The 12,321-nt window shown below is 71.3% G+C and carries 13 protein-coding genes; 8 read left to right on the forward strand and 5 right to left on the reverse strand.

Annotation, left to right across the window (positions count from 1 at the left end):
- Positions 1-88 precede the first annotated feature (88 nt).
- Both GT354_RS18975 and GT354_RS18980 read right to left on the reverse strand, forming a co-directional pair.
- On the reverse strand, positions 89-943 hold the full coding sequence (locus GT354_RS18975; protein ID WP_346012079.1) for a DeoR/GlpR family DNA-binding transcription regulator: 855 nt from the start codon (positions 941-943) through the stop codon (positions 89-91).
- A 473-nt stretch (positions 944-1,416) separates the two neighbouring features.
- Positions 1,417-2,835, reverse strand: a complete 1,419-nt coding sequence (locus GT354_RS18980) for an NAD(P)H-quinone dehydrogenase (RefSeq protein ID WP_161357487.1) — start codon at positions 2,833-2,835, stop codon at positions 1,417-1,419.
- Between the two features lie 36 nt (positions 2,836-2,871).
- On the opposite strand from GT354_RS18980, the gene GT354_RS18985 reads away from it, so the two are divergent.
- The 4 genes from GT354_RS18985 to GT354_RS19000 all read left to right on the forward strand — a co-directional run bounded on the left by GT354_RS18985 (position 2,872) and on the right by GT354_RS19000 (position 6,606).
- The gene (locus GT354_RS18985) at positions 2,872-3,312 is read left to right on the forward strand and encodes a gamma-glutamylcyclotransferase (RefSeq protein ID WP_161357488.1); all 441 of its coding nucleotides are present in this window, start codon (positions 2,872-2,874) and stop codon (positions 3,310-3,312) included.
- A gap of 75 nt (positions 3,313-3,387) precedes the next feature.
- Positions 3,388-3,837, forward strand: coding sequence for a PH domain-containing protein (locus GT354_RS56550; protein WP_161357489.1), 450 nt, complete (start codon positions 3,388-3,390; stop codon positions 3,835-3,837).
- A gap of 210 nt (positions 3,838-4,047) precedes the next feature.
- Entirely contained in the window at positions 4,048-4,857 is an 810-nt protein-coding gene (locus tag GT354_RS18995; protein WP_161357490.1) for a purine-nucleoside phosphorylase, read from the forward strand.
- A gap of 57 nt (positions 4,858-4,914) precedes the next feature.
- Positions 4,915-6,606: a phospho-sugar mutase gene (locus tag GT354_RS19000; RefSeq protein WP_161357491.1), complete on the forward strand. Its 1,692-nt coding sequence runs from the start codon at positions 4,915-4,917 to the stop codon at positions 6,604-6,606.
- A 119-nt stretch (positions 6,607-6,725) separates the two neighbouring features.
- Here the strand turns inward: GT354_RS19000 and GT354_RS19005 are convergent, their stop codons facing one another.
- Positions 6,726-7,310, reverse strand: a complete 585-nt coding sequence (locus GT354_RS19005) for a PH domain-containing protein (protein ID WP_161357492.1) — start codon at positions 7,308-7,310, stop codon at positions 6,726-6,728.
- A 94-nt stretch (positions 7,311-7,404) separates the two neighbouring features.
- On the opposite strand from GT354_RS19005, the gene deoC reads away from it, so the two are divergent.
- Genes deoC through GT354_RS19020 form a run of 3 tightly spaced genes read left to right on the forward strand, consistent with a single transcriptional unit; the run spans position 7,405 to position 10,692 of the window.
- Positions 7,405-8,379, forward strand: a complete 975-nt coding sequence (gene deoC / locus GT354_RS19010) for a deoxyribose-phosphate aldolase (protein WP_161357498.1) — start codon at positions 7,405-7,407, stop codon at positions 8,377-8,379.
- A gap of 5 nt (positions 8,380-8,384) precedes the next feature.
- Positions 8,385-9,821 (forward strand): aldehyde dehydrogenase family protein, encoded by a 1,437-nt coding sequence (locus GT354_RS19015; protein ID WP_161357493.1) that lies wholly within the window; start codon positions 8,385-8,387, stop codon positions 9,819-9,821.
- Positions 9,814-10,692, forward strand: a complete 879-nt coding sequence (locus GT354_RS19020; protein WP_161357494.1) for an aldehyde dehydrogenase family protein — start codon at positions 9,814-9,816, stop codon at positions 10,690-10,692. Before GT354_RS19015 ends, GT354_RS19020 begins: the two co-directional genes overlap by 8 nt.
- 68 nt (positions 10,693-10,760) lie before the next feature.
- Here GT354_RS19020 and GT354_RS19025 read toward each other — a convergent pair whose 3' ends face one another.
- Both GT354_RS19025 and GT354_RS56555 read right to left on the reverse strand, forming a co-directional pair.
- Positions 10,761-10,913: a hypothetical protein gene (locus GT354_RS19025; protein WP_161357495.1), complete on the reverse strand. Its 153-nt coding sequence runs from the start codon at positions 10,911-10,913 to the stop codon at positions 10,761-10,763.
- Positions 10,914-11,046: 133 nt separating this feature from the next.
- Positions 11,047-12,069: an endonuclease/exonuclease/phosphatase family protein gene (locus tag GT354_RS56555; RefSeq protein WP_161357496.1), complete on the reverse strand. Its 1,023-nt coding sequence runs from the start codon at positions 12,067-12,069 to the stop codon at positions 11,047-11,049.
- A 67-nt stretch (positions 12,070-12,136) separates the two neighbouring features.
- Between GT354_RS56555 and GT354_RS54215 the strand changes: the two genes are divergently transcribed.
- Positions 12,137-12,321, forward strand: a 185-nt coding sequence (locus tag GT354_RS54215; RefSeq protein WP_272923846.1) for a pentapeptide repeat-containing protein, incomplete at its 3' end; no start/stop codon positions are given.

A 12,321-nucleotide genomic window follows, 5' to 3' on the forward strand; every position in this document is an offset into this window, starting at 1 on the left:
GGACCCGAAGTCGCGAGCGGAGTGCCGCTTTTGTGGAGCGAAACGGAACGAAAGTGGTGCTTCGCGAGCCGGCTTTCGAAAGCCCCGCTCACTGTTCCGGCATCACCCCCGGGACCCGCATGTCGCGCATGCGCTCCCCGTTGAACTCCGCGCGCGCGCCGGGAACGGCACGCTGCGGCAGGGGGGCGATGTGGACCTGTGCACCCAGCTCGGCCAGGGCCTCGCTCTCCGGGCCCGGCGCGTCCTCGTCGGTGACGAGGTGCGTGATGCGCTCGGGAGCCACCGTCTGGAACATCGTGTCCACACCGATCTTGGTGTGGTCGACCATGACGACGACCTCGTGCGCGGCCTGGATCAGGGCGCGGTCCACACTCGCGGACAGCATGTTGGGGGTGGACAGTCCACGCTCGGCGGTCAGCCCGTTGCCGGACACGAACGCACGACGCACGCGCAGCCCCGCGAGGGCCTGCTCGGCACCGCTGCCGACCAGGGCATAGGAGGACCCGCGCAGGGTGCCACCGGTCATGACGACCTCGACCCGGTTGGCGTGCGCGAGTACCTGCGCGACCAGGAGCGAGTTGGTGACCACGGTCAGACCCGGAATCCGGGCCAGCCTGCGGGCCAGCTCCTGCGTGGTGGTGCCGGCGCCCACGACGATCGCATCGCCCTCGTCCACGAGGGAAACCGCGAGGTCGGCCATGGCCGCCTTCTCGGCCGCCGCGAGGTGAGTCTTCTGCGAATAGCTCGGCTCACGGGACAGCCCACCGGGCAGTACCGCTCCGCCGTGCCGACGGTCGAGCAGCCCCTCGGCTTCCAGGGCCCGCACGTCTCGCCGAACCGTCACCTCGGACGTCTGGACCACCCGGGCGAGTTCCCGTAGGGACACCGCTCCGTTGGCCCGCACCATTTCAAGAATCAGTTGACGACGCTCTGCTGCGAACACGTGATGAAGGTAACGCGAACGACCGGCTCGTATCAGCAGGTTGCCACTCTTAACCCGAACTTGTTCACCAAAGTGATAAGACCGCTTCGGTTTCGGGCGCAGCGAAGCCACAGCGTTCGGGACGGCCAACCATAACGCTGCTCGGGGTGCACCGGATACTGCTTCTCCACACGGATTTTGATTCCCCGTCAGGCCAGGTCGGCCGACGTCGGACACACCGCGAGGCGGCGATCACACCCGGTTCGATTCCGAGTATGCGCGGCGCTGCGGGGGCCCATCCGTTGTTCGGGAAAAGCCACTCGTAAGTGGAGTACGTGGTAGCGCGGCCCACAAATTACGCGCGCCCCCCGCACGCCGGGAGCACCACGGCGTACGGAGACGATCTTGGAGTTAAGGGGCATGGATCCGGCGGATCAAGCCCATAACTCCAAGATCGTCACGGGGGGAGATCCTCGCCCCGGATTTCGGCTCGATCAGGAACGTTCTCGGCGGTGCAATTGGCGGGCGGCCTCGGCGATCGAACCCGAAAGGGACGGGTAGACCGTGAATCCGCTGGCGATCTGGTCCACCGTCAGGTGCAGGTCGACCGCGAGGGCGACCGTGTGGATCAACTCGCTCGCGCGCGGGGCGACGATCACGCCGCCGACCACGATGCCCGTACCCGGACGACAGAACAGCTTCACGAAACCGTCGTGGATGCCCTGCATCTTCGCGCGCGGATTGCGCGACAGCGGCAACTTCACTCCGCGCGCGTCGATCTCGCCCGCGTCGATCGCGGCCTGCGTGTAACCGACGGTGGCGATCTCCGGGTCGGTGAACACGTTGGACGACACGGCCTTGAGGTTCAGCGGCGCGACCGCGTCGCCGAGCATGTGGTACATCGCGATCCGGCCCTGCATCGCGGCCACCGACGCCAGCGCGAACACGCCGGTGCAGTCGCCCGCCGAGTAGACGCCGTTCGCGGTGGTCCGCGACACCCGGTCCACCCGCACGTGTCCGGTGTCCTTGAGGAAGACGCCGGCCTCCTCGAGGCCGATGCCCGCGGTGTTGGGGATGGCCCCGACCGCGACCAGACAGTGGCTGCCCTCCAGGATCTGACCGTCCGTCAACGTGACGATGACGCTGTCCCCGTCGCGCTTGACGCTCTCCGCACGCGAGCGCGACATCACCCGCATGCCGCGCCGGCGGAACACCCCCTCCAGCACCTCGGCCGCGTCCGGGTCCTCGCCCGGGAGCACCCGGTCGCGGCTGGAGACGAGCGTCACCTTGGAGCCGAGCGCCTGATAGGCGCCCGCGAACTCGGCGCCGGTGACACCCGAGCCGACCACGATCAGCTCGCGCGGCAGTTCGGACAGGCCGTACATCTGCTTCCAGTTCAGGACCCGCTCGCCGTCCGGCTCGGCACCCGGGATCTCGCGCGGGTGGGCGCCGGTGGCGATCAGGATCGCGTCGGCCTCCAACGTGCGCTCGGTGCCGTCCGCGAGCGTGGCCAGCACGCGACGCGGGCCGTCGAGCCGCGCGGTGCCGCGCAGCACCCGCACGCCGGCGCGGGTGACGCTCTGCGCGATGTCGTTCGACTGCGCCTTCGCGAGTTGCAGGACGCGGCGGTTGACCACGCCCAGATCGACACCCACTATCGGCCGGTCGAGCGTGCCGGGGGTGCCGTCGTCCACATAGATGCCGAGCTCGTGGTGCGAGTCGGCGAAATTCGTCATGACCTCGGCCGTGGCGATCAGCGTCTTCGACGGGACACAGTCCGTCAGTACCGCCGCACCCCCCACGCCCTCCCGCTCTACCACCGTCACCTCGGCTCCGAGCTGTGCCGCGACCAACGCCGCCTCGTACCCGCCGGGTCCTCCGCCTACGATCACAATCCGAGTCACGGGTGTCATTCTCTCCCATGCCCGTGCGTCGCGTAGGCTGCGGCCATGCCCCTCTACGCCGCGTACGCAAGCAACCTCGACGCGCGGCAGATGGCACGGCGTGCCCCACACTCCCCTCTGCGCCACACCGGTTGGCTGCCCGGCTGGCGGCTGACCTTCGGCGGCGAGCAGTTGGGCTGGGACGGCTCCCTTGCCACGGTCGTCGAGGACGAGTTGTCCCAGGTGTTCGTCGCGCTGTACGACCTGGCCGAGATGGACGAGCCCGACCTCGACCGCTGGGAAGGCATGCCACTGGGCCTGTACCGCAAGGTCAGGGTCCGGGTGGAGTCCCTCTTCGGCGAGCAGCTCGCGTGGCTGTACGTGCTCAACGACTACGAGGGCGGCCTGCCCTCGGCGCGCTACCTGGGCATGGTCGCCGAGTCGGCGGAATCCGCCGGCGCCCCCGACGACTACGTCAAGGAACTGCGCAACCGCCCCTGCGGGTAGTGCTTCCACCCCTGTTGCGGCCCTCGCGGGCCTGCGACACTCGCGTCGGCACACAGCCGAGCGAGGTGGGGGCGCGTGGACGACATCCGTTACACCCTGGGCCTGAGGCAGCGTTGGATCTTCGCCGCCGGGGCCGCGCTGGTGTGCGCGGGTCTGGTGATCGATGTCCTGGCGGACGACGTGCTGCCCGTCGGCGACGTGCTCATGCTGCTGCTGCTCGTGTTGATCAACGCGGGTCTGATGCGCTGTCACACCGTGGTGACCGACGTCGGCGTCACCGAGCGCCGGTGGGGCCGCAGCCGAGTGGTCCCGTGGGACCGCGTCGTCGAGGTGCGGGCGCGGACCAGGTTTCGCACGAGCATGATCTGGCTCGTCCTCGCCGACGGCGACGCGATCGCCCTCCCGGCCCCGATCTCCTCACCGCTGCAGCGTGACCCCGCGTTCGACGCCAAACTCGAAGCCCTGGCCGGCGCGTGGGCCGCCCACCGTCAACCGGCGGCGCCACCGGACGAGGCGGGTCGCTGAACGTACGAACCGCCCGCCCCGCCCCCGCCCGCGTCGAACGGGCCAACCCGCCGGTCCCGCTCACGGACCAGCGGTGGGCGCCCCCGAACGGACGTATCGCTGCTTACCCGCACGAGTCGTCCCCGGCTGTCATTGCGGTCGTATCACAGTCTTCTACGCGCATAGACCCCGCTCGCGCCGTTCCCGGGTACAGCATTTACGCTCATCGATGTGAACGTATTGGATAGCCACGACCCGTACACGGCCGCCGCCGAGGCCGCCGAAAGCCTGCAGCGGATCACCGGTGCCGCGACGCACGACATCGCGCTCGTCATGGGCTCTGGCTGGGTGCCCGCCGCGGACATGCTGGGCGAACCGGAGCACGAGTTCCCGGTCACCGACCTGCCCGGCTTCCCGCCGCCCGCCGTCGAGGGGCACGCCGGAACCGTGCGCTCGCTGGTCATCGGCGACCGCCGCGCGCTGGTGTTCCTCGGCCGTACGCACCTCTACGAGGGCCGCGGCGTCGCCTCCGTCGCGCACGGCGTGCGCACCGCCGTCGCCGCCGGCTGCAAGGCCGTCGTGCTGACCAACGGGTGCGGCGGCCTACGGTCGTCGTTCGTGCCCGGTCAGCCGGTCCTGATCAGCGACCACATCAACCTCACCGCCGCGTCGCCCATCGTCGGGGCGAACTTCGTGGACCTGACCGACCTCTACTCGCCGCGTCTACGCGCGCTGTGCCGCGAGGTCGAGCCGGGGCTCGAAGAGGGCGTCTACGTCCAATTCCCCGGCCCGCACTACGAGACCCCGGCCGAGATCGGCATGGTCCGCGCCATCGGTGGGCACCTCGTCGGCATGTCCACCACCATCGAGGCCATCGCCGCGCGCGAGGCCGGCGCGGAGATCCTGGGCATCTCGCTGGTGACCAACCTCGCCGCGGGCATGACGGGCGAACCGCTCAACCACGAAGAGGTGCTCGCCGCCGGGCGCGCGTCGGCCGAGCGGATGGGCCGCCTGCTCACCCGGGTACTCCCCCGCATCTGAGCACCACCCGATGGTGACCACCCCCTTTCCGCACCGATTTTCCGCACCGAGGAGTCCGTGTTGAGCGACGTCATCGAGACCGCGCGTGCCTGGCTGGCCGAGGACCCCGACCCGGACACCCGGGCCGAGCTCGAGGCGTTGCTCGAAGCGGACGACCGGGAGGGCCTGGCGGACCGCTTCGCCGGGCTGCTCCAGTTCGGCACCGCCGGGCTCCGCGGCGAGTTGGGCGCGGGGCCGAACCGGATGAACCGGGCGGTGGTCATCCGCGCGGCGGCGGGTCTGGCCGCCTATCTCAAGACCGCGTACGTCACCGACACGGTCGCACCGCCCACGACCCGCAACTCGGTCGTGATCGGGTTCGACGCACGGCACAAGTCGGACGCCTTCGCGCGCGACACCGCGGCCGTGCTGGAGGCCGCCGGCCTGCACGCGCTCGTGCTGCCCCGCCCGCTGCCCACGCCGGTGCTCGCGTTCGCGATCCGCCGGCTGGGCTGCGTCGCGGGCGTGATGGTGACCGCGAGCCACAACCCGCCGGCGGACAACGGCTACAAGGTCTACCTCGGCGACGGGTCGCAGATCGTGCCGCCCGCCGACGAGGAGATCGCCCGGCACATCGCCGCGGTGCGCTCGCTCGCGGACGTACCCCTGGCGCAGGACGGGTGGGAGACGCTCGGCGACGCGCTGATCGACTCCTACCTGGAGCGCGCCGTGTCGGTCGTCGACCCGGACGGACCGCGCGACGTGCGCATCGTGCACACCGCGATGCACGGCGTGGGCACGGCCGTGATGCTCGGCGCGTTCGATCGCGCGGGCTTCGCCGACGTACGGCCGGTGCCCGAGCAGGCGGACCCCGACCCGGACTTCCCGACCGTGGCCTTCCCCAACCCGGAGGAGCCGGGGGCGATGGACCTGGCGTTTCGTACCGCGCGCGCCGAGGACGCCGACCTGGTGATCGCCAACGACCCGGACGCCGACCGGTGCGCGGTCGCGGTGCCGGATCCGACCGCCGGCGGGTGGCGGATGCTGCGCGGCGACGAGGTCGGCGCGCTGCTCGGCGCGGAGGTGGCCCGTCGCGGCACCATCGGAGTGCTGGCCACCACGATCGTGTCCTCGTCGCTGCTGGGCGCGATCGCGCGGGACAACAACATCGCCTACGTGGAGACCCTCACCGGCTTCAAGTGGCTCGCGCGCGTGCCGGGCCTGGCGTTCGCGTACGAGGAGGCCCTCGGCTACTGCGTGGACCCCGCCGGGGTCTGCGACAAGGACGGGGTGACCGCCGCGCTCATGCTCGCCGAGTCGGCGGCGGGCGCCAAGCGCGACGGCCGTACGCTGCTCGACCTGCTCGACGAGGTCGCGACCCGCTACGGCCTGTACTCGACCGACCAGTACTCGGTCCGCGTCGATCGCCTCGACCTGATCGCCAAGGCGATGGAGCGCCTGCGCGCCGACTCCCCCACGTCGCTGGGCGGCCTGGCCGTCGCCCGCGCCGAGGATCTCCTGCACCCCGAGCCCGGCGCCCTCCCGCCGACCGACGGCCTGCGCTACGTCCTGGCCGGCGACGGCGAGCACATCCTCGCGGGCCGCGTCGTCGTCCGTCCCTCCGGCACCGAGCCCAAGCTGAAGGCGTATCTGGAGGTCGTGGTCGACCCGACACACATCGCCGAGGTCGGCCTGCCGGTCGCCCGGGCGGCTGCCTTCGACGCTCTGGAAAACCTCAAGCGAGACCTGGCGGGCACGCTGGGCATCTGACCCGTCGACAAAAAAACGATCTTGGAGCCGCAGGGCCTCGACACGGCGTGTCGTCGCCTCGGCTCCAAGATCGTTTCCGGGTGGAGTCCGGTGGGACGGACCACGGCACCGGTGCCGCACTAGACCACGGCGAGAACGACCGCGGCCACTGCGGAAAGGGCCAGGCCGGCGAGGATTTCCGGGGACCAGCGCACCTCGACCGGGCCGGTCGACGTCTTGGCGAACTGCTCGCCCATGCCCCGCAGGTCGTCCACGACCTGGTCGGCGTGCGAGAGCTGCGGAAGGTCGTGGGTGGTGTGGCCGTACGGGTCCTCGGCCGCCGAGCGGCTGCGCTGCCGGATCGCGCGCTTGCGTTCGCGCAGCGACACCGGGATGGCCCAGATGTGGAACGACTTCCCGTCGGCACGGACCTCGATCGAGTACTCCGCGCGCACGTGCTCGATCGCGGCCCACGGCACCGAGATCGTCCGGAACGGGTTGCGGATCACCAACCCCTTCTCGCCGATCAGCACCGCCGAGCGCAGCGTCAGAGCCACCACCAGGAACCCGAAGAAGATCACGACCACGATGGCGAGCCACTTGGTCTTGCCCTCACCGCGGACCAGGGTGTCGATGACCATCCAGATCCCGACGGCGATCAGAAGCACCCCGACGGCCAGCGCCGGTCGGGAGCGATACGTGGTGATGTCCTCGTCGCTGCTCATGACCGGTGATTGTGCCCCACGCGGGCCACCGACTTTCGCTCGACTACGCCACTGGGCCCGACGCTACGCGAGTAGATATGCTCGTCTTGTGAGCATGCCGTCTGCATTCCCCGCCGATCCGGTCGAGGTCACCTCGTCCGAAGCGGCCCTTCGACGCTTTCTGCACGGGCTTCCCGGCGTCGACAGGGTCGGGACCGAAGCGCGGGCAGCAATGCTCGCGACCCGCTCGATCAAGACGGATGCGAAGGTCGCCGCGATCGACCTCGCCATCAAGATGATCGACCTGACCACGTTGGAGGGCGCCGACACCCCGGGCAAGGTCCGGGCCCTGTGCGCGAAGGCGCTTCATCCGGACCCGAGCGCGCCCGACGCGCCGCGGCCCGCCGCGATCTGCGTGTACGGCGACCTCGTCGCCGAGGCGAAGGCCGCGCTCGGCGACAGCGGCGTGCACGTCGCGGCCGTCGCGACCGCGTTCCCGTCCGGGCGTGCCTCGCTCGACGTCAAACTGGCCGACGTCGCCCACGCGGTGGCCGCCGGCGCCGACGAGATCGACATGGTCATCGACCGCGGCGCGTTCCTGTCCGGGCGCTACCGACAGGTCTTCGACGAGATCGTCGCGGTCAAGGCCGCGTGCGCCCGCGGCGAGGCCGCCGGGGGCGGCGGCGCACACCTCAAGGTCATCCTGGAGACCGGTGAACTGTCGACGTACGACAACGTTCGCCGCGCGTCGTGGCTCGCGATGCTCGCGGGGGCGGACTTCATCAAGACGTCCACGGGCAAGGTGGCGGTCAACGCGACACTGCCGGTGACGCTCGTGATGCTGCAGGCCGTGCGCGACTTCCGGGCCGCCACCGGGCGGCAGATCGGCGTCAAGCCGGCCGGCGGGATCCGCACGACCAAGGACGCGATGAAGTACCTCGTCCTGGTCAACGAGACGGTCGGCGAGGACTGGCTCGACCCGGACCGGTTCCGGCTCGGCGCCTCCAGCCTGCTCAACGATCTCCTGATGCAGCGCCAGAAGCTGGCCACGGGCCGCTACTCCGGCCCCGACTACGTGACGGTGGACTGACACCCATGGGCAACCCCTTCGAATACGCGCCCGCGCCCGAGTCGCGCGCGGTCGTCGACATCGCCCCCGCGTACGGGCTGTTCATCGACGGAAAGTTCGCCGACGCGGCGGACGGCGGCCGGCTCAAGACCGTGAACCCGGCGACCGAAGAGGTCCTGTCGGAGATCGCGGTCGGCGGCGAGGCCGATGTGGACCGCGCGGTCAAGGCCGCGCGCAAGGCGTTCAAGTCGTGGTCGGCGCTGCCCGGCGCGGAGCGGGCCAAGTTCCTGTTCCGCATCGCGCGCCTGGTCCAGGAACACGCGCGCGAGCTCGCGGTCCTGGAGTCGATCGACAACGGCAAGCCGATCCGCGAGTCGCGCGACGTGGACGTGCCGCTGGTCGCGGCGCACTTCTTCTACTACGCGGGCTGGGCCGACAAGCTCGCGCACGCGGGCTTCGGGCCGAGCCCCAGGCCGATCGGTGTGGCCGGTCAGGTCATCCCGTGGAACTTCCCGCTGCTGATGCTGGCGTGGAAGGTGGCCCCGGCGTTGGCCGCGGGCAACACGGTCGTGCTCAAACCGGCCGAGACCACCCCGCTGACCGCGCTGCGGTTCGCCGAGATCTGCGTCGAGGCCGGGCTGCCCGACGGTGTGCTGAACATCGTCACCGGCGCCGGCGAGACCGGGCGGGCGCTGCTCGCGCACCCCGACGTCGACAAGGTCGCCTTCACCGGGTCGACCGGTGTGGGCAAGGAGATCGCCCGCGCGATCGCGGGCACTCGCAAGCGGGTCACGCTCGAACTCGGTGGCAAGGCCGCGAACATCGTCTACGACGATGCCGCGATCGACTCCGCCGTGGACGGCATCGTCGAGGGCATCTTCTTCAACGGCGGCCAGGTCTGCTGCGCCGGCTCGCGCCTGTTGGTGCAGGAGTCCGTGGCCGACGAGGTCATGGAGAGCCTGACCCGGCGGATCAGGACGCTGCGCGTGGGCGACCCGCTGGACAAGAACACCGACGTCGGCGCGATCAACTCGGCCGCGCAGCTGTCCCGGATCAAGGAACTGGTCGCGGTGGGCGAGGCCGAGGGCGCCGAGCGCTGGTCGCTCGCCGGCGATCTGCCCGCCAAGGGCTTCTGGTTCCCGCCGACCGTGTTCACCGGCGTCACCCAGGCACACCGGATCGCGCGCGACGAGATCTTCGGCCCGGTGCTGACCGTACAGACCTTCCGGACGCCGGCCGAGGCCGTCGAGAAGGCCAACAACTCGGCGTACGGCCTGTCCGCCGGGGTGTGGACGGAAAAGGGCGCCAAGGCCCTGTGGACCGCGCAGCGGCTGCGGGCGGGCGTCGTGTGGACCAACACGTTCAACAAGTTCGACCCCACGTCGCCGTTCGGCGGGTTCAAGGAGTCGGGCTTCGGCCGCGAAGGTGGCCGCCATGGGCTGGAGGCCTACCTCGATGTCTGAGCGCCTTGAGGTGTCGAAGACCTACAAGCTGTACATCGGGGGCAAGTTCCCCCGGTCCGAGAGCGGGCGGGTGTACGCGGTGACCGACAGCAAGGACCGCACTCTCGCGAACGCGCCGCGCGGGAGCCGCAAGGACGCGCGGGACGCGGTCGTGGCCGCGCGCAAGGCGTTCGCGGGCTGGTCGGGGGCCACGGCGTACAACCGCGGCCAGATCCTGTACCGGATCGCCGAGATGCTGGAGGGCCGCCGCGAGCAGTTCGCGACCGAGGTCGCCGCGGCCGAGGGGATCAGCCGGGCCAAGGCGCTCGCGTCGGTGGACGCGGCCGTGGACCGCTGGGTCTGGTACGCGGGGTGGACCGACAAGCTCGCGCAGGTCGCGGGCGGCGCCAACCCGGTCGCCGGGCCGTTCGCGAACTGGTCGACGCCCGAGCCGACCGGCGTGGTCGCGGTGATCGCGTCGCAGCGCTCGTCGCTGCTCGGTTTCACCAGCGCGGTCGCGCCGGTGATCGCCACCGGCAACACGGCGGTCGTACTGGCCGCCGGTGCGTCGGCGCTGCCCGCGCTGTCGTTCGCCGAGGTGCTCGCGGTGTCCGATCTGCCGGGCGGCGTGGTCAACATCGTGACCGGCAACGCGGCCGAGATCGCCCCCACGCTCGCGTCCCACCAGGACGTCAACGCGATCGACCTGACCGGTGTCGCGCCGGACGCGGGCGTCGCGTCGGCGCGCGACCTGGAGATCGCGGCGGCCGACAACCTCAAGCGCGTGCTGCGCCCCGAGGCCAAGGAGCCCGACTGGTCGGCCGACCCGGGTACCGGGCGGATGCTGGCGTTCACCGAGACCCGCACGGTCTGGCACCCGACGGGGCACTGATCGGGCGGTCATCGCTCACGCCGGCGGCCCGTCACCCATGTGGGTGACGGGCCGCCGGCATGTCGGCGTCAAGCCGCGAGGGCTCGATCCGCCTTGCTCCCGCGGGAGGTGCCGGAGGTGCCGGCCGGGCCGACCGTCGCCGCGTGGCGGGTCGACAGCTTCCACGTGGCCAGGACCCGGGCGATCACGACGAGGGCGAACAGGGCGAGCAGTGCGGACATGCGATCAGATCCTCGAAGTGCGTGACCGAAGTGGCTTCGATCGAGGACGCTACGCCGGGCGCGGCGCCGAATCGCCCCTCTTGACGGCGCGACGACGCAGGTGAGGGCGTTCCTGACGCGATCTTGACGGCGCTCAGCGAAGCGACAACTCGGCCACCACCGCGGCGTGATCGGTGCGGGGCACGCGGTGCTCGGAGACCGAGACCACGTCGATCCCGCCGGCGACCATGACGTGGTCGATCGCGAACAGCGCCGGGAGACCGTGGAAGTGCGCCATCGGCCACGTGCGGACCAGGCCGCTGCCGCGCTCGTCGTACGCGTCGCGCAGGCCCGCGGCGGTGAGCGAGCGGAAGGAGGCGTTGTCGGCCGTGGCGTTGAAATCGCCCAGGAAGATCGCGGGCATCGTGCGCCGCTCGGCCTCGCGGCGCACCGCGTCCAGGTCGTGCGCCCACCTGCCGGCCCGGCCGCGCGTCGGCGGGATGGTGTGGACGCCCTGGATCCGGGCCCGGTGCCCGCCGACGTCGACGGTGGCTCCCGGCATCGGCATCGTGGTGCGCTCGGGCAGCAGGCGGTCCTCGGTGAGCGGGTAGCGCGAATACAGCGCGAGGCCGGCCGCACCGGATTCGGCTCGGCCGGCCAGGTATGGGAGTTCGCGGGTCAGGCCGGTCCGCTCCAGCCCGGCGGCCAGCGCCGGGGTGAGTTCCTCGACGGCCAACACGTCCACCCGCTCGCGCAGTACGAGGGCGGTGAGCCGGTCGGCCGACGCCTCGCCGAAGTACGCGTTGGACGTCATCACCCGCAACCGGGTGCCACCCGCCTGCACGCCGCCGTCGGCGGTCAGCCGCGGCAGCATCCACAGGGTGTGGACAACCACGAGGCCGAGCGCGACGAGCAGCGTGAGCCGCATCCGCAGGGCAAGCGCCCCGAGCGCCACGAGCACCGAGACCATCGCCGCGTAGGGCGCGAACACCGCGAGGATCGGCAGCGGCCAGAACGCGTCGAAGACGATCGCCCGGGCGGCGGTGACCGCGACGGCACCGCCGAAGCCGACCCCGGTCAGGACCCGCGCGAGTGCGCGCGCCCGCCGCCGCAGGCGCCACAGCCTGGGCGGCGGCGGAAGCTCGGAGTCGGGGGTCACCCCGGCCGCGACCGTCACGAACCCGGTCGGTGCTGCGGGCTCGGCGGAGGCGGGGCGGCCGGACGCGGCGGGACGACGGTCCGGCCTGCGGGGGGCTGACCCGACGGGGTCTGACCTGCGGCGGTCCGGCCTGCGGGGGGCTGACTTGTGGGGGGCTGACCTGAGGAGGGCTGACCTGCGCGAGTTTGGCCCGCGGGGGCCTGGTCGCCCGGAGCCCGACCCGCCGAGGTCTGCTCGCCCGAGGTCCGCCCCACGGCGCTCTGCCCCGCC

The organism is Streptomyces sp. SID3343, from assembly GCF_009865215.1.
Lineage (GTDB): Bacteria > Actinomycetota > Actinomycetes > Streptomycetales > Streptomycetaceae > Embleya.